This window comes from Streptomyces lydicus (genome assembly GCF_000717345.1).
Taxonomy (GTDB): Bacteria; Actinomycetota; Actinomycetes; order Streptomycetales; family Streptomycetaceae; genus Streptomyces; species Streptomyces lydicus.
In genome coordinates this window covers 44,116-60,352 of the sequence record NZ_JNZA01000031.1, presented here as the reverse complement: position 1 = coordinate 60,352, position 16,237 = coordinate 44,116, and the positions used below count along the sequence as shown (strand labels likewise).

The window sequence follows — 16,237 nt, the reverse complement described above, 5'->3', positions numbered from 1 at the left end:
ACGGAGAGGGCGGTGACGGCATGAGCATGCGGCTGCGGCTGTGGGTGCTGGCCGCCGGGGTCCTGGGGACGGCCACGCTGTTCGTCCTCGCCTGCGCCGAACTGCCCGGGTTCGGCGGCACCTGGCACCCGTACGGCGACCGGGCCGTGCACGCCGCGCTCGCCCGGCACACCGCCAACACCATCGCCTCGGTCAACTTCGACCAGCGGGCACTGGACACCCTCGGCGAGGAATCGATCCTCTTCGGTTCGGTCCTCGGCACCCTCGTGCTGCTCCGGCAGACCCGCGACGAGCGGCGGCTGCCCCCGGAGCCGGCCCGGGTCGCCCCGCCGGTGCGCCGCTACGCGCTGATCGCGCTGCCCGTCACCCTGCTCATCGGGCTGTACGTCGTCGCCCACGGCCAGCTCAGCCCCGGCGGCGGCTTCCAGGGCGGTGTGGTGGTGGCGACGTCGCTGCATCTGCTGTACATCGCCATCGACTACCGGGCGTTGGAACGGATCAGACCGGTCGGCCTGTACGAGGTGGCGGACGCCGCGGGCGAGGCCGGGTACCTCCTGATCGGCGCGGCGGCGCTGCTGACCGGGGCGGCGTTCCTGACGAACTTCCTGCCCTACGGCACCTTCAACACCCTCTCCTCCGGCGGCACCGTGCCGCTGCTCAACGCCGCCATCGGCGTGGAGGTCGCGGCCGGGATCGTGGTGCTGCTGGCCCGCTTCCTGGACCAGGCCGTGGAGATCGTGAGCGGACGCGACGAGGCGGAGGACGAGACATGAGTGTGCTGCCGTATCTGTGCGCGGGCTGGCTGTTCCTGATCGGGTGCTACGGCCTGGCGACCAGCCGCAACCTCATCCACGCGGTGGGCTGCCTCGCGGTCTGCCAGTCCGCCACGTACGTGCTGCTGCTCGCCGTCGGCTACCGGCACGGCGGCACCGCTCCGGTCTTCTCCGACATCGCGCCGGGCTCGCGGCCCGTCGTCGACCCCGTCGTCCAGGCCCTGACCCTCACCGACATCGTCATCGGGGCGACCGTCACCGCGCTGCTGCTCTCCCTGGTCATCCAGATCGCCAAACGGCACCGGACGGTGGATCCCGACGAGCTCTCGGAGCTGCGGGGGTGACCGTCGCCCGGATGCTGCCGCTGATCGTGGCCACGCCCCTGTTCGGCGCCGCGGTGCTCGTCGGGGCGGGCCGGCGGCTGCCGCGCGCCGCCGCCGAGGTGCTGGGCCTGCTGTTCGCCGCGGGCACCGCGGCGCTCGCACTGGCCGCGTCGGCCGCCCTGCCGTCGTCCACCGCGCGGCCCGTCGAGTGGGTGGGCGGCTGGCGGCCGCACGGCGGGGCGAGCGTGGGGATCGTGCTGGTCGGCGACCGGACCGGCCTCGGCCTCGCCACGCTGGTCTCGCTGCTGGTGCCGGCCGCACTCGCCTACGCCTGGCGGTACTTCGACGAACCACCGCGCCGGCACGCCGCCTCCTTCCCCGCCCTGGTGCTGCTCTTCCAGGCGGGCATGTGCGGCTTCGCGCTCACCGGCGACCTGTTCAACGCGTTCGTCTTCTTCGAGCTGATGGGTGTCGTCGCGTACGCGCTGACCGGCTACCGCGTCGAGGAGGCCCGTGCCGTCCAGGGCGGCCTGGTCTTCGGGGTCGTCAACTCCCTCGGCGGCTACACCACTTTGCTGGGCATCGGCCTGCTCTACGCGCGGACGGGGGAGCTGGGCCTGGCCCAGATCGGCCGGGCGCTCGACGCCCGCCCCGGCGGCCCGGACGCCCTGGTGATCGCCGCGTTCGTCCTGGTCGCCACCGGGCTGCTGGTCAAGGCCGCCGCGGTGCCGTTCCACTTCTGGCTCGCCGACGCGCACGCGGTCGCCCCGACCCCGGTGTGCATGCTGCTGTCGGGGGTGATGGTGGAGCTGGGCGTGTACGGCACGGCCCGCGTCTACTGGACGGTCTTCGCCGGCCCCGGCGGGATCCCCGCGCCCGACGCGCACCGGGCGCTGCTGGCCCTGGGGGCGCTGACGGCCGTACTGGGCGCGGTGATGTGCTGGCAGCAGCGCCACCTCAAGCGGCTGCTGGCCTACTCCACGGTCGCGCACACCGGGCTGTTCCTGATCGGGCTGGCGGTGCTCACGCCGGAAGGCATCGGCGGTGTCGCGCTGTACGTGCTGGCGCACGCCGGGGTGAAGGCGGCGCTGTTCGCCTGCGTGGGCGTCCTGCTGGACCGGTTCGGCAGCGTCGACGAGCACGAACTGCACGGCAAGGGGCGGGAACTCCCCTGGGTGGCCGGGATGTTCGGGATCGGCGGGCTGGCGCTCGCCGGGCTGCCGCCGTTCGGCACCGCGCTGGGCAAGGCCGTCACCGAGGAGGCGGCGGGCGGCTGGGCCACCGCGCTGTTCGTAGCGGTCTCCGCGGTCACCGGCGGCGCGGTGCTGCGGGCCGGCGCCCGGGTGTTCCTGGGACTCGGCAGCCGCCCGCCCGGCAGCCCGGAGGAGACGACCGGGGAGGGCGAGGAACCGGAGACCCGGCGGCTGCTCGCGCGGATCCCGGACTCGATGCTCCTCGTGCCGACCGTGCTGCTGGCCTGCGCCCTGGCGGTGGGGCTGGTCCCGGGACTGCGTACCGCCGTCGGCGGGGCCGCCGACGCCTTCACCGACCACGCCGGCTACCTCGCGGCCGTGCTGGACGGCCGGACCACCGAGCCCGCGCCGACGCCCGCCCCGCACTGGACGACACCCGGCGTGGTGTGGGGCCTGCTGGCCACCGTCCTGGCCGGGGTGCTGGCGCTCCTGGCCGTCCAGCGGCCGGTACGCGGTGAACCGGTCCGCTGGACGGTCCCGCTGCGCCGGCTGCACTCGGGGCACGTGGGCGACTACGTCGCCTGGTTCCTGGCGGGCGTCACCCTGCTGGCGGCGCTGCTCGTCTGACGACCGCTGCGGGCGCGGGCTCAGGCGTTCGCCGCCTTCAGTACGTCGTCCACGACGGACGCGTCCAGCGCCGCGCGCACCAGTGCCGAGGCGAAGGCGGCGGTCTCGTCCTTGCCGACCAGCCGCGCCAGCTTGCCGGCCTCCCCCGGCAGGCCGAGACGCTCGGCGCCCTGCCGGGCCTTGGGGTCGAGGAAGGGGGCGAGACCGGTCCAGACGGCCTGCACCTCGCGCAGGAAGATGCCGGCGCCGGCGGGCCCGATGCCGGGCACCTCCTGGAGGGCGGCGCGCAGCGCGTCGGCGGAACCGTCCGCCGCGTCCCGCATCCGCCGCAGATCGCCGCCATAGCGGTCCAGCAGCAGCCGGGCGCCGTCACCGAGCTGGGTGGCGGTGCGCTCGTCGTAGCGCCGGTAGCCGCCCTCGCCCAGGGCGTCGACCCGCTGCTGCCAGGTCGCCTCGGCCATCCGCCGCGGGGTGCGCAGGCCCGCGTCGAACAGCGCGCGGGCGGCCGCCACGGCCACCGAGGCCCGGATCCGCGCACTGAGCAGAGCGGCCAGCACCAGCGTCTGGTACAGCGGCTGCGGGGTGTCCTTCAGCCGAATTCCGGCCTCTTCCGCAAAGGTCGTGCCGTGCCTCTCCAGGAGAGTGCGGGCAATGCCCCGCTGCCCGCCCCGGGGTGTCATGAGGCACCTCCGCAGACGTCAGCGGGAGAGAAAGGGCCAGGCATGGCCATGTCGCATCCTCCGTCGTTCCGGAATTCCCGACAGTGTTTCCGCTGTCACCCCTCCCCGGTCCACGGGGCGGAAAACAGCCACTGCTCCGTGGAGCGCAATGCCGCCCGTGGCGCGTACGCGCCGCGGCGCGATGCGGCTGGGTCCCCGCTCCAGAGGCGATGAGGGAGAAGTGGCCGCGAGCCGACCAGATCTTCCTGGACGTCACCGAGGCATCACCGAGGGACCGGGCGCGGGACGGCTGAGCCGCGCCGCTCAGCTCAGCGCGTCGAGCCGCTTGCGGGCGGTGGTCAGTGACCGCCCGCGGCCCGGCACCGCGGACCAGGGCGCCGACCGCAGCTGCTCCAGCACGCCGTCGACGTCCCGCAACGACCAGCGCTGCGCGCCGAGTCCGGGGTCGTCGAGCTGTTCGTGGCTGATCGGCGCGGCGACCGGGCCGCCCGGCTCGGCGCGCAGCGACCAGGGGGCGACGGCGGTCTGCGCATAGGCGTTGCGCTGCACGTCGAGGTAGAGCCGGTCACCGCGCGCCTTCTTGCGTACGGCCGTGGTGAGCCGGTCCGGGTGACGCCGTGCCAGCACCTCCGCGGTGTCCTGGGCGAAGCCGCGCACGGTGTCGAAGTCGCTCCTGCCGTCGAGGGGGACGGTGACGTGCAGCCCCTTCGACCCCGTCGTCATCAGGGTGGCCGGCAGCCCGAGTTCGTCGAGCAGGCCGAGCAGCGCCCGCGCGGCCTCGCGTACCGCCTCGAAGTCGGTGCCGGGCGGGTCGAGGTCGAAGACCAGCCGGTCCGGGTGGTCGGGGCGGTCGGCCCGGGACAGCCAGCGGTGCAGGGTGAGGCATGCCTGGTCGGCGAGGAACAGCAGGGTGGCCTTGTCGTCGCAGACGGGGTGGGTGACGGTGCCGCCCTCCTTGGCGACCTCGGCCCGCCGGATCCAGTCGGGGTAGTGGTCCGGGGTCTCCTTCTGCATGAAGTGCGGGCCGCCCAGCCCTTCGGGGAGCCGCTCCAGCATCAGGGGGCGCCCGCGGAGCTGCGGGACCATGACGGCGGCCACCCGGCCGTAGTAGTCGACGACCTCCGCCTTGGTCAGCCCGTCCTCGGGGAAGAGCACCTTGTCCGGCCGGTGGATCCGCACCGTGCGGCGTCCGGCGCGGACCGTCCGCGTCGCGTCGTCCCCGCCGTGGTCGTGGGTGCCGTGGTCCGAGTCGTCCATGCGGGCGGGGTACCCACTGCGCGCCGCCCTACGCTCCGGCGTCCGGGTGGCGGCCGCCCCGCGGGTGGACCGTCCCCCTCGCCGTGCCGCGGGCGCCGCCGCAGAGTGAGGGGGGACGCCCGCCGGGCAGTTCGTCCCCGCCCCGCCGCATGAGCGGCGTCGGAACGGCAAGGAGAACCGCATGCCCTACGAATCCGGCGCCCCGCACGGGCGCACCCAGCGGGACCCGGTGCCCCCCACTCCGGGCCCGGGCCCCGGACCGCCAGGACCCACGCCCGGTCCGGGGCCCGGCCCGGTCCCCGCGCCCGGCCCCGATCCCATCCCGCCGCCGGTGCCGGGCCCCGAGCCGGACCCGCTCCCGCCAAACCCGGCCCCGCCGACGCCCGGTCCCGAGCCGGGCCCCGCCCCCGATCCGGTCCCGTTGCCGGGCACTTCGGCCAGGGCGGCGTAAGACACCGGAACCCCGCCCGGGCGGCAGGGGCACCCGTACCCCGCCCGGGCGGCAGGAGCACTCGCCCCCGCCCGGGCGGAACGGCGGCGCACGGGATCGGCCGGCACGGGTCGCCGCCGCGGAGGACGGCGCCACGCCGCATGAGCCGGACCCGCTCCACGACCGCAACGAGTTCCGGCACTGTTGCACCGTCACCCCCAGGGATGCGGCGCCCGCCGGGCCACGCCCCAACGCACGGCCTCCGCCCGTTCCTGACATGCGGGCAAACTGGACGTATGTAAACGTGTAGTCAGGGCATGGCCACGGTCAGGATCGTGCCGCGGCCAGGTTTCTCAAGTGAGGAGTGACCCATGGCTGCGCGCAAGCAGACCGTCGTGGGCGGATGGACGGCATTCGCCGGTGTCCTGATGATCTTCGGTGGCGCGATGACCCTCCTGGAGGGCATCTCGGCCATCGCCAAGGACAACCTCATCGTCACGACGCACAACTACGTCTTCTCCTTCAACCTCACCGGCTGGGGATGGATCCATCTCATCCTGGGCATCGTGATCCTCCTCGCGGGCGTCGCGCTGCTGGCCACCGGTGCGCTGTGGGCGCGCGTGATCGGCGTGGTCCTTGCCGGCCTCGGCGCGCTCGCGAACTTCCTGTGGATCCCGTACTACCCGTTCTGGGCCCTGGTGCTGATCGCCATCGACATCTTCATCATCTGGGCGCTGTGCGCCGGAGACCACCGGCACGCGGTGGCCTGACCGGCCGTTCCGGCGTCTGCCCGGGCCGTGGGGTACGCCCCGCGGCCCGGGCAGAGCCCGTGTAACCCGTCCGGTACGTCCTGGGATGTACCGTTCCTCCGCCCCGCCTAGCATGGAGCCGAACGCGGCAGCGACGAAGGCGGCCCCCATGCGTCCCACGGCGAAGTTCAGCATCAGCTTCGGCCTGGTCACGATCCCGGTCGCCGCGTACAACGCCACGGACACCTCCGCGTCGGTGAGCTTCGTCCGTATCCACACGGCCGACGGCGGGCGGGTGCGCAACCAGCCCGTGTGCTCGCTGGAGGGCGTCGAGGTGTCCCCGGACGAGATCGGCCGCGGCTACCGCCCGCACGACGCCGAGGTCGTCGTCCCGCTGAGCGACGAGGACCTGGACGCACTGCCGCTGCCGACCGCCAAGACACTGACCATCCTGGCCTTCGTCGCCGGTGGTGACATCGACCCGCTGCAGATGGGCAAGGGCTACTACCTGGCCACCGACAGTCCCGCCGCGGCCAAGCCGTACGTCCTGCTGCGCGAGGCCATGGAGCGGCACGAGCGCGTCGGGCTCGGCAAGATCGCCCTGCACGGGCGGGAGACGCTGGCCATGATCCGGCCCATGGGGGACGCACTGGTGATGCAGGTGCTGCTGTGGCCGCACCAGATCCGGCCGATGGACGGGGTGCTGCCCGAGCGGGAGGTGGAGGTCCACCCCAACGAGGTGGCGGCGGCCGAGACGCTGATGGACTCCTTCGGCGAACTGTCGGAGGAGGACCTGCACGACCACTACCGCGAGGCGCTCGACGAGCTCGTGTCGGCGAAGCTCGCCCACCGCGAGCCGGAGTTCGACACCGGCGAGGAGCAGCCCTCCGGCGGTCAGGTGATGGACCTGATGGCGGCGCTGCAGGACAGCGTCCGCGCCGCGAAGCGGTCCCGCGGGGAGGACGAGGGGGACGAGGGCCGCGCCGCGGCGAAGCGCCCGGCGAAGAAGGCCGCGGCGAAGACCTCCACGGCCTCCGGCACGAAGACCGGGACCAAGTCCGGGACGAAGTCCGGGGCGAAGACGGCATCCGGCGCGGCCACCAAGTCTGCCGCTAAGAAGTCCACCGCGGCGCAGTCCGCCACCAAGAAGACGGCCGCGAAGACCACAGCGAAGAAGAAGACCGCGGGCCGCGGCTCCCGGCGGGCCGGCTGAGGCCGGCCGCCCGCAGCGCGACACCACACGACATGAGTAGCCCGCACCCGGGTACCCGCACGTCAACAGGACTTGGTCAACAGGACTTCCTTTCACCCCAGTTATGGAGGCTGACACCATGGGTATCGGCGGGTGCATCGGTCTGCTCGCGGTGGGGGCGATCCTCACCTTCGCCACGGACTGGCACATGGCCGGGGTCAATCTCGACCTCGTGGGGATCATCATGATGATCGTCGGCATCATCGGTCTCGCGACGTACGTGAGCATCCTCAAGCGGCGGCGCACGCAGCCGCCGTCCCCCGGGGCGCCGGTGGTCGACGTCGAGGACAACCGCTACTACAAGTGAGGCAGCTCCACGCCCGGCTGACGGCCCCGGGCTCAGCCGCAGGAGGTACCGGGCTTCGGCATCACGCCGTCGAGCAGGAAGCCGTCGACATAGCCCTGAACGCACGGGTCGCCGGTGGTGTACGCGGCGTGCCCCTCACCGCGGTAGGTGAGCACGGTGCTGCCGTTACCCAGCGCCCGGGCCATGTGCGAGGCGCCCTCGTACGGCGTGGCCGGGTCGTTGGTGGTCGCCACCAGCAGCATGGGCGGCGCGCCGGGGGCCGAGACGTCGCGGGACGCGTCGTCGCCGGCGACCGGCCAGTCGTAGCAGTCCAGCAGGGTCGGTGCGATGTCCGGCCCGAACAGCGGCGAGGCGCGGGTCAGTTCGCGCTCGGCCCGGGGGTAGTCGCCGGCGCCGTACCGCTCGGAGGTGTCCCGGCAGGAGATCGCCCGCAGGGCCAGCTGGTCCTGCGACGGCAGGTCGTCCTGTCCGTTCTGCCGCGCCGGCGTCCGGTGCGCACCGGCGGTGTGGCCGGCCGTGCGTGCGGGCGCCCGGTGCGGCAGACCGGCCTGGCTGCCGCCGCTGTTGCTCATCCGGAGGATCCCGGAGCCGTCGCCGCGCCGCAGCTGCGCCAGCGCCTGCCGCAGCGCCGGCCAGTCGCTCCTGCTGTACAACGCCTCGCGTAGCGCGTAGACGTAGGTCGTCTCGTCCACCGTCTGCCCGTTCACCTTCATCGGCCGCTCGCTCAACTGCTGGTACCAGGTGCGCAGCTGGTCCTGGGCGTGCCGTGCGTCGGTGCCCAGCGGGCAGTCCGTGGCGTGGAGGCAGTCGCCGGCGAAGTCGTCCAGCGCCCGCTGGAATCCCCGGGCCTGGGCCAGCGCGGTCTGCCAGTTGTTCTTGGTCGGGTCCTCGATGCTGTCCAGCACCATCCGGCCGGTCTTGTCCGGGAATTCGTGGGCGTAGTCGGCGCCGAGCTTGGTGCCGTACGAGAACCCCAGGTAGTTGAGCTTGTCGTCGTGCACCGCGGCGCGCAGGACGTCCATGTCCCGCGCCACGTCAGGGGTTCCGACCCACTCCAGCAACCCTCCGGAGTACCGCCCGCAGGCGTCGTTGATGCGCTTCTCCTTCGCGGCGAGGGTGTCGTCGGCGGGGTTGCCGGGCGGCGGGGCGAGCTTGTCCCCGCAGGAGACCGGTTCGGTGTGGCCGGTGCCGCGCGGGTCGAAGCTGACGATGTCGTACTGCTGCCCCAGCCGGGCGAAGGCGCTGCCGCTGGCGATGAGGTAGTTGACGCCGGAGGCGCCCGGCCCGCCGGGATTGATCACCAGTGAACCGAGCCGCTTGCCGGGCCCGGTGGCCCGCAGCCGGATGAGCTGGACCAGCATCGTGCGGTTCCCGGGGTCGCTGTAGTCGCGCGGCACCTCCATGCGGGCGCACTCCAGCCGCTCCTCGTGGCCCGGCGGCTGGGTGACGTCCGGGCTCTGCGTGCCGGCCTGCATGTTCTGCGGGCACGGCTCCCAGGCGAGCCGCTGTTGGTAGAAGCGCGTCAGGTGCGGGTCATCGGCGGCCACCGCGGCCGGAGTTCCCACCAGGGCGCCGAGCAGCGCCACGACGGCGGCCACCGCGAACGGCCGCCTCCACACCGTGCGCCGGCGAACACACCGTGCTTCCCCTACTCCCACACGAGACGGTGCACGGCGTGTTCCCGGCATATTCCGAGCCTAGGTCCGTCGCACCTTCTCCGCACACCTGCGCTTCGTACGCGGCCGCGGGCCGGACGGCGGGACGGTCCGGGCCGACGGGGATTCAAACCGCCCCGGCGAAGCGCGCGCACCCCCTTTCACCAGGCCGTTGGCCGTAGGACGCGGGGGTTTGGAGCGTCCTCTCCGGCCCGCTCGAGATGCGTAGCGCGGCACACGGACCACTCTTGAATTATGGCGCCGATCGGCAGCACGCCCAGGAAAAGGGGACGCATCCATGAACGAGAGAACCAAGATCATGCTCGCCGCGGCGGTGGCCGGCGGGTACGTGCTGGGCCGTACGAAGAAGGGCCGGCTCGCTCTCACCGCGGCGTCCTACCTCGCCGGGAAGCAGTTCGGTCTGGAGCCGCGCCAGCTGCTCACCGAGGGCGTCCGCAGACTCGGGGAGATCCCCCAGGTCGCTGAGCTCGGCGACCAGCTGCGCGGGGAGGTCATGAATGTCGGGCGGCAGGCGCTGAAGACCGCCGCCAACCGCCGGCTGGCGGATCTCGCCGACACGCTCCACGACCGCACCAGCAAGCTCGAAAGCGGTGCGGAAGAGGAAGAGGAATACGAGGAAGGCGAGCCCGAGGAGGAGGAAGAGGAAGAAGAGGGCGAGGAAGAGCCCGAGGAGGAGGAAGAGGGCGAGGCAGAAGAGCCCGAGGCAGAAGAGGAAGAAGAGGAAGAGCCGGAGGAGGAAGAGCCCGAGGAAGAAGAGGAAGAGGAAGAGGAAGAGCCGGAGGAGGAAGAGGAGCCGGAGGAGGAGCCCGAGCGGCCCCGCCGCCGCGCCCCACGGCCCACCGGGCGCAAGGCCCCGGCGAAGAGGCCGGGACCGCGGCCCGCGGCACGCAAGGCCCCGGCCGAGAAGGCCCCCGCGAAGAAGGCCGCGGCGAAGAAGGCACCGGCCAAGAAGGCGGCTGCGAAGCGGCCCGCAGCGGAGAAGGCCCCGGCCAAGAAGGCCGCCGCGAAGAAGACCACGGGGAAGCAGGCGGCCCCCGCAAAAAAAGCCCCGGCCAAAAAGGCCGCCACCAAAAAGGCCGCGGCTAAAAAATCGCCGGCCAAGAAGACGGCGGCGAAAAAGACACCGGCCAAGAAGGCCACGTCCCAGAGACCCGCCGCGAAGAAGACCGCGGCAAAAAAGACGGCGGCGAAAAAGACGGCGAAGAAGGCTCCGGCCAAGAAGGCGCCCGCGAAAAAGACCGCGAAGAAGACGGCCCGACCGCCGGCGAAGAAATCTCCGCAGAAATCCGCGCAGAAAACCACGAAGAAGAGCGCCAAGAAGACGTCGTCGCGCGTCAAGGGCCGGAGGTGACCGGGCATGGCCAAGACAGAACAGGGCAGCGGAAACTCGGGGCTCGATCGGCTGCGTGAGGAGCTCGGCGAATACGCGACGGCGTGGGTCGGGAACATGGCCGAACGCGCCGGCGACAAGTTGGGCGACGTGACCGACCAGCTCAGCGACGTCGTCAGCAACGGCGGCTCGCTGGGCAAGGTCGCCTCCGGCCTGCTGAGCGGTCAATCGCCCCTCAAGGCGCTGGTCACCGGCAAGGCGAAGGACGTCAAGGAAAACGTCGTGGAGAAGGCCAAGGAGGTCTTCGGCGGCGGCAAGGGCAAGGGACGCTCGTCGGGAACCACCAAGGTCACCAACATCATCGAGGTGCTGGATGTCGGCGTGCCGCTGCGGACCGCCTATGACCACTGGACGCGGTACGACAAGTTCAGCAGCTTCACCAAGGGCGTCCGCAGCGTCTCGGCCAGCGACGAGACGGGCAGCGACTGGAAGGTCAAGGTCGGTCCCTCGACCCGGGGCTGGAAGGCAACGGTGCAGGAGCAGATCCCGGACGACCGGATCGTCTGGACGTCCGACGGCGCCAAGGGATCGACCCGTGGTGCGGTCAGCTTCCATGAACTGGCACCGAATCTGACCCGCATCGTGCTGGTCGTCGAGTACTACCCCTCGGGATTCTTCGAGAAGACCGGCAACATCTGGCGCGCCCAGGGGCGCCGGCTGCGGCTGGACTTCAAGCACTTCCAGCGCTACGTGACCCTCACCGACAAGGACCCGGAGGGCTGGCGCGGCGAGGTGCGCGACGGCGAGGTCGTGAAGACCCACGAGGAGGCCCTCGAGGAAGAGGAAGCCGAAGAACGCGAGCAGGCCGAAGAGAGCGAAGAGAACGGCGAAGGCGAGGGCCGCGAGGAGTACGAGGGGGACGAAGAGGAATACGAGGGCGACGAAGAAGTCCCGGAGGAAGAAGAGGAAGAGGAAGAAGAGGGAGAAGGCGAGGAGGAGGAAGACGGAGAGAGCGAGGGGGACGAGGACGAAGAGGAATACGCGGAGGGCGAGGAAGAGGAGGAGTGAGGCCGGGCGTGCTCCCCTGCAGCGCAGGCGGCGCCACCGGCTGCAGCAGGCGGCGTCACCGGCCTCCCCCGGCCGGTGACGCCCACCAGGCTTTCAGTGCTTGAACGAATGCTTGCCCCTCTCCACTGCCTGCTTCACCTTCCCTTTGGCCTTTTCCGCTTTACCTTTCCCCTCCAGGCTGCGGTCGTCCAGCGCCTTTCCGGCGGTCTCCTTGGTCTTTCCCTCGGTCATGTCGCCGAGGTTCTTGGATTTCTTTCCGATGCCCATGTCCTGCTCCTGTTGTGCCCCTGTCTTTTGTTGTGTCCGGTCGGCTGTCACTCGGCGGGTGGCAGCAGGGTCCCGAGAGGCCCGAGATCGAGATTGAGGTCCTGCATGGTCAGGTCGTACTGCTCGCACAGCTCCGCCATCCGGCTGTGCAGGATCATCAGCGTCGCGCCCAGCCGTTCCTCCTGTTCGTCGGTGAGGTCCCCGGCCTCGACCCGCTGGAGGGCCTGGCGTTCCATGAGCTGCCGCAGCAGCTCGACGAGGGTGAGCACGAGCTTGATCAGGTCCCGCTCCACCGTGTCGGGGTCGGTGGTGACCCGGTGTGCGGGGCGGCGCGGTGCCGCACCGGCCGGGGACTGGGTGTCCTGCGGGGCGGCGGGCAGCAGACGGAAGGCGCGGTCCGCCGCGTCGGCGATGTCGTCGAAGCGGTTGCCGGGCGGGCGGCCGTCGCCCTCAGCGGTCATCGTCGTCTCGCAGGGCCGCGGTGACGGAGGGCCAGGGGCCCGGATTCTGCTCGCTGATGGAGACGATCAGCGCCCGCAGCGAGATGCGTACCAGGTCGATGTCGGCGATGGACAGCACGAGGTCACCGGTGAGCACCACGCCACCGCTGAGCAGCCGGTCCAGCAGGTCGATCAGTGCGATCTGCCGGTCCGGCAGCGGCTCGTCCATCCTGGCCGGCGGCCCGCCCGCTGCTCTCACTGCGCGGCTCTCCTCAGCGGTTCGGCTTCAGCGGGCGTGGCGAAGGAGTAGGGGGCCCAGGGCCCGGTGACCTCGACGCGTACGCCGGACAGTCCCTCGGCGGCCCGCAGCACGTCGGTACGGAAGCTCTCGGCGTGCTCCTGCGACACGAGATAGGCGTCGTTGACGACGTTCTCGCCGGGCCCGCGGGCGAGTTCGCCCTGCTGCGGCCGGTGCTGGACCCGGTCGACCGCGTACGGGCGGGCGGCGGCATCGATACGCCGGGCCGCCTCCTCAGCGTCGCGGTAGGCGTCCTCGCGGGCATGCCGCTGCGCGCCGCGACGTTTGAGGTAGGCCCGCCCGGGGCTGAGGTCCGGCTCCGGCGGCCCGGCCCGCGGTGCGGCCTCGGCGGGGGCCTCGACGTACACCTTGACGCCCCACTCCACATGGGCGTCCAGGGCGGACAGCCGGTCAGCGAACGCCGCCAGGCGCTCTTCGAGCATCAGCCGTACCCGCTCCTCATCGAGGTAGACGGTGGCGAGGCGGAGCGGCAGGACGGTGGTGCGTGCCGCCAGCGCCTCGATGACCCGGTGGTGGGCGCGGGCGACGTCCTCCAGCCAGTCCAGGTCTTCCAGGTGGGCACGGAGCGCGCCCTCCTCGAAGTCCCGCGCGGGCACCTCGCTCACCGCGACCACCACGTCCGCCCGGCCGGCCGTGCGCACCAGCCGTACCGGCGCGTCCGCGACGCCGGGCAGCCCGCCGAGCGCCTCCTCCAGCGAGCCGTCGGGGTCGCGCGCCACCGCGTAGGCGTACGCGACGGTCCCGGTCATGGCGAGTCCCGCTTCTTACGGGGGCGGGCCTCCGCCTTCTTCCCCCGGGTGGTGCGCGAAGGGTTCGAGGTACGCGCGGCGCGGGGGCTCTCCTCGGCGGACTTCGGCGGGCTCTCCTCGGCGGACTTCCGCGGCTTCTTCTCGGCCGGCTTCGGGGGGCTCTCCTCGGCCGCCGGCAGCTCGGTGCCCGACGCGCGCAGTTGCTCGATCTCGGCGCGCAGCCGCTGGTTCTCCTCGGCGAGCGAGCGGTTGCCGTCGGCGGCCCGGGACGACAACGCGGGGTCGTGCTCCCACCAGTCGATGCCCATCTCCTTCGCCTTGTCGACCGAGGCGACCAGCAGCCGCAGCTTGATGGTGAGCAGTTCGATGTCCAGGAGGTTGATCTGGATGTCGCCGGCGATCACGATGCCCTTGTCCAGGACCCGTTCGAGGATGTCGGCGAGGTTGGCCGAGGAGCCCTGGCCGTACGGGGCTGCCCGGGACGGGTAGTCGCCGGTCCTCCTGGGGGCGGGTTCGGTCACTGCCGCTCCCTCCGATGTCGTTCGCAGTCAGCTCGCTGTCGGTTCGTCGCTGTCAGCCGCCGGTCAGGGGCCGGTGATCCGGCGGTGGGCCCTGATCTCCTCCAGCCGGTCCAGCAGTTCGTCCTCGCGCCGGTCGAACGTCTCCTCGTCGATCTCGCCCGCCAGCAGCTGCTCCTCCAGCCTGGCGAGTTCCTGCTCGACGGGCGCCGGGTCGTACGCCTCGTCCTCCGCGGCCTCGACGACCCGCTCCATGACCCAGGCGACGCCGCGCACCGGTGCCAGGGGGAGGGTCGCGAGATGGGTCAGCAGCCCTGCCATGACGTCCTCCTCACACGAAGCTGTAGGCGGGCAGCGGGCCGCGCAGCCGCAGGTCGAAGTCGCCGCCGAGTTCGTCGGCGAGCTCCTTCTCGGCGGTGCGGAAGGCGTCTTCGTCGTCCCGGTGCACCAGGAAGGACACGTTCACGAAGTCGTTGCCGGTCGGCTCCGACGCCCGTACTTCCTGGGCGAGGCCGCGCAGCGCCTCGATGACCGAGTCGGCGAGGCGGTCCTGGCGTGCCTGGACCTCCTGGGCGACGAGTTCACCGAGGGCGAGCGGCAGGTCCGGGCTGCCCTGGCCGCTTCTGATCTGCTCGTTGAGTTCGCGGGCCCGGTCGTTCTCCAGCAGGATCTGGCGCAGCAGGGCGTCCTCGTCCTGCGCGGCCTTCAGGTGGTATTCCGTGCTGCCTTCCAGCGCCCCCAGCCGTTCGGTGTACTGCTCCGCGCGCTCCTCCAGCACCGTCCGTACGGCGTCGTCGTCGTCGGTGGTGAACCCGAACTGCAGCGGCAGGACCGTGCCGTCGGCCATCAGCCGCTCCTGGACCGCCTGGTGGGCGGCGAGGTCGCGGCGTTTGGCGCGGAGCTCCTCGGGGGCGTCACTCACGACCGCGGTCAGCTCCCCGTCCTTCACGGTGCGCAGGGTGGTGGGCGGGTCGCCCACCCCGTCCAGGCCGTCCAGGCGCTGCGGATGTGAGGTCGCGACGATGGAGTAGACATAAACGGCCATGGCTCATTCCTTTCGGTGCCGTACCGGCCGACGAGCCGGCCGCTCGCGCTTGCCCGCCGGCTCCTTCTGCCGTTCCTCGGGCTCCTCGTCGTCCTCGTCGTCCCCTCCCTTGAGGGCGTTGGACACCGCCTCCGCGGCTCCGCTCAGGGCCCCCTTGGCCTTGCCGTGGGAGCCACCCTCGGTCATCTCACCGACCAGATCCGTCAGCTCCTGGGGCTTCTTGTTGCCGGCCTCCAGGTCGAGGCGGTTGCAAGCCTCCGCGAACCGCAGATAGGTGTCGACGCTCGCCACGACGATGCGGGCATCGATCTTGAGGATCTCGATGCCGACCAGAGACACCCGTGCGAAGACATCGATGACCAGCCCGCGGTCCAGGATCAGATCGAGGATGTCGTAGAGGTTTCCGGAGCCTCCTCCACCGCCCCGGGACATGGTTCCTTGGCCTTGCGGCACCACAGTCACGGTGCCTCCCTTCACCGGCCCACCCCGGTAGTGGAGCGGCCGTTTCGTTCGTCGGCCGAACGGTGCCGGCGCGGCATCCCCGGTTCATTGCCGCGGGTCGATCTGCCCTCGGGTGTAGCGGCGGATGCGTTCGTACGCCAGCAGTTCGCCCTCCTCGTCCAGCGTCACCCGGTAACTCGCCATCACGCTGGTGGTTCCGGGGACGCGCTCCAGCTCCAGGACTTCCACGTCAGCCTGCCAGCCGTTGTCGGTCGGTTTGACCGCGGAGACGGACTCGGGGGCCCGGCCCAGCAGCTCCTGGAGCTGTTCGGCCGCCCTCCGCATGGCCCGCGGCGCCGAGACGCGGCGGCCCGCGCGATGCGTGGTGTCCTCGCTTGTGGTGTCCTCGTTCGTCCGACTGCCGTCCCGCGTCCCGCCGGACCTCCCTGCGGTCTTCACGCCGCTGGTCTTCCTGGCGGTTTTCGCACCGGTCTTCCGGCTGGACGGGCGCCGGACTCGCGCTGTTTCGTCCTCTTCACCTTCGGCCATGTTCCCTCTCCGGTGTCGGAGACGACATGCTGCCCGCGCCTACGAAAAAAGACGCCATTACATGATATACGTCGCGCCTCATCCCACCTCTCGCCATACCTGGACGTACCGTTCGAAGGTCCGGGGCGGCTGCCGGGGCGGGCACCCGCATGCCGGGGCCCTTCGGGCGGCGTAACGTCGGCACTGTCCGGCGGCGGGACGGCCGGCCGGACCGGAATGGTCGCGAGGTCACGACGACAGCGGT

At 71.7% G+C, this 16,237-nt stretch carries 20 protein-coding genes; 8 read left to right on the top strand and 12 right to left on the bottom strand.

Annotated features, from left to right (window positions below; translation table 11 throughout):
* Positions 1 to 20 precede the first annotated feature (20 nt).
* From OO62_RS26255 to OO62_RS26245, 3 genes are read left to right on the top strand one after another with little or no spacing between them, the layout of a single operon-like run.
* A complete protein-coding gene (locus OO62_RS26255) occupies positions 21 to 773 on the top strand; it encodes an MnhB domain-containing protein (RefSeq protein ID WP_033270052.1) in 753 nt (250 codons plus the stop codon).
* On the top strand, positions 770 to 1,117 hold the full coding sequence (locus OO62_RS26250; protein WP_033270051.1) for a sodium:proton antiporter: 348 nt from the start codon (positions 770 to 772) through the stop codon (positions 1,115 to 1,117). The genes OO62_RS26255 and OO62_RS26250 overlap by 4 nt, the downstream gene beginning before the upstream one ends.
* Positions 1,114 to 2,916, top strand: a complete 1,803-nt coding sequence (locus OO62_RS26245; protein ID WP_033270050.1) for a complex I subunit 5 family protein — start codon at positions 1,114 to 1,116, stop codon at positions 2,914 to 2,916. The genes OO62_RS26250 and OO62_RS26245 overlap by 4 nt, the downstream gene beginning before the upstream one ends.
* A gap of 20 nt (positions 2,917 to 2,936) precedes the next feature.
* Here the strand turns inward: OO62_RS26245 and OO62_RS26240 are convergent, their stop codons facing one another.
* Positions 2,937 to 3,596, bottom strand: coding sequence for an HhH-GDP family DNA glycosylase (locus tag OO62_RS26240; protein WP_033270049.1), 660 nt, complete (start codon positions 3,594 to 3,596; stop codon positions 2,937 to 2,939).
* A 303-nt stretch (positions 3,597 to 3,899) separates the two neighbouring features.
* Positions 3,900 to 4,853 carry a non-homologous end-joining DNA ligase gene (ligD, locus tag OO62_RS26235; protein WP_033270048.1) on the bottom strand — a complete coding sequence of 318 codons (954 nt, stop codon included), beginning with the start codon at positions 4,851 to 4,853 and terminating at the stop codon, positions 3,900 to 3,902.
* 801 nt (positions 4,854 to 5,654) lie between these two features.
* On the opposite strand from ligD, the gene OO62_RS26225 reads away from it, so the two are divergent.
* The 3 genes from OO62_RS26225 (at position 5,655) to OO62_RS26215 (ending at position 7,591) form a co-directional block, all read left to right on the top strand.
* Positions 5,655 to 6,053 carry a DUF7144 family membrane protein gene (locus tag OO62_RS26225; protein ID WP_033270046.1) on the top strand — a complete coding sequence of 133 codons (399 nt, stop codon included), beginning with the start codon at positions 5,655 to 5,657 and terminating at the stop codon, positions 6,051 to 6,053.
* A 148-nt stretch (positions 6,054 to 6,201) separates the two neighbouring features.
* A complete protein-coding gene (gene ku / locus OO62_RS26220; protein ID WP_033270045.1) occupies positions 6,202 to 7,245 on the top strand; it encodes a non-homologous end joining protein Ku in 1,044 nt (347 codons plus the stop codon).
* Positions 7,246 to 7,363: 118 nt separating this feature from the next.
* Positions 7,364 to 7,591 (top strand): DUF6458 family protein, encoded by a 228-nt coding sequence (locus OO62_RS26215; protein WP_033270044.1) that lies wholly within the window; start codon positions 7,364 to 7,366, stop codon positions 7,589 to 7,591.
* Between the two features lie 32 nt (positions 7,592 to 7,623).
* Here OO62_RS26215 and OO62_RS26210 read toward each other — a convergent pair whose 3' ends face one another.
* A complete protein-coding gene (locus OO62_RS26210) occupies positions 7,624 to 9,189 on the bottom strand; it encodes an alpha/beta hydrolase (RefSeq protein ID WP_051733605.1) in 1,566 nt (521 codons plus the stop codon).
* A gap of 355 nt (positions 9,190 to 9,544) precedes the next feature.
* Between OO62_RS26210 and OO62_RS26205 the strand changes: the two genes are divergently transcribed.
* A complete protein-coding gene (locus OO62_RS26205) occupies positions 9,545 to 10,618 on the top strand; it encodes a histone H1-like repetitive region-containing protein (protein WP_033270042.1) in 1,074 nt (357 codons plus the stop codon).
* Positions 10,619 to 10,624: 6 nt separating this feature from the next.
* On the top strand, positions 10,625 to 11,665 hold the full coding sequence (locus OO62_RS26200) for an SRPBCC family protein (protein WP_033270041.1): 1,041 nt from the start codon (positions 10,625 to 10,627) through the stop codon (positions 11,663 to 11,665).
* A gap of 93 nt (positions 11,666 to 11,758) precedes the next feature.
* Here OO62_RS26200 and OO62_RS38315 read toward each other — a convergent pair whose 3' ends face one another.
* From OO62_RS38315 to OO62_RS26160, 9 genes are all read right to left on the bottom strand, one after another.
* The gene (locus OO62_RS38315; RefSeq protein ID WP_077191855.1) at positions 11,759 to 11,932 is read right to left on the bottom strand and encodes a CsbD family protein; all 174 of its coding nucleotides are present in this window, start codon (positions 11,930 to 11,932) and stop codon (positions 11,759 to 11,761) included.
* Between the two features lie 47 nt (positions 11,933 to 11,979).
* Entirely contained in the window at positions 11,980 to 12,393 is a 414-nt protein-coding gene (locus OO62_RS26195; protein ID WP_033270040.1) for a gas vesicle protein K, read from the bottom strand.
* Positions 12,383 to 12,631: a gas vesicle protein gene (locus OO62_RS26190; protein WP_033270039.1), complete on the bottom strand. Its 249-nt coding sequence runs from the start codon at positions 12,629 to 12,631 to the stop codon at positions 12,383 to 12,385. Before OO62_RS26190 ends, OO62_RS26195 begins: the two co-directional genes overlap by 11 nt.
* A complete protein-coding gene (locus OO62_RS26185) occupies positions 12,628 to 13,440 on the bottom strand; it encodes a GvpL/GvpF family gas vesicle protein (RefSeq protein ID WP_033270038.1) in 813 nt (270 codons plus the stop codon). Before OO62_RS26185 ends, OO62_RS26190 begins: the two co-directional genes overlap by 4 nt.
* Positions 13,437 to 13,961: a gas vesicle protein gene (locus tag OO62_RS36595; protein ID WP_063739052.1), complete on the bottom strand. Its 525-nt coding sequence runs from the start codon at positions 13,959 to 13,961 to the stop codon at positions 13,437 to 13,439. Before OO62_RS36595 ends, OO62_RS26185 begins: the two co-directional genes overlap by 4 nt.
* Positions 13,962 to 14,024: 63 nt before the next feature.
* The gene (locus OO62_RS26175) at positions 14,025 to 14,279 is read right to left on the bottom strand and encodes a gas vesicle protein GvpG (RefSeq protein ID WP_033270037.1); all 255 of its coding nucleotides are present in this window, start codon (positions 14,277 to 14,279) and stop codon (positions 14,025 to 14,027) included.
* Positions 14,280 to 14,289: 10 nt separating this feature from the next.
* Entirely contained in the window at positions 14,290 to 15,003 is a 714-nt protein-coding gene (locus OO62_RS26170) for a GvpL/GvpF family gas vesicle protein (protein WP_033270036.1), read from the bottom strand.
* Between the two features lie 3 nt (positions 15,004 to 15,006).
* Positions 15,007 to 15,435 carry a gas vesicle structural protein GvpA gene (locus OO62_RS26165; protein ID WP_381570433.1) on the bottom strand — a complete coding sequence of 143 codons (429 nt, stop codon included), beginning with the start codon at positions 15,433 to 15,435 and terminating at the stop codon, positions 15,007 to 15,009.
* Between the two features lie 114 nt (positions 15,436 to 15,549).
* Positions 15,550 to 15,903 carry a gas vesicle protein GvpO gene (locus OO62_RS26160; RefSeq protein ID WP_033270035.1) on the bottom strand — a complete coding sequence of 118 codons (354 nt, stop codon included), beginning with the start codon at positions 15,901 to 15,903 and terminating at the stop codon, positions 15,550 to 15,552.
* Positions 15,904 to 16,237 lie beyond the last annotated feature (334 nt).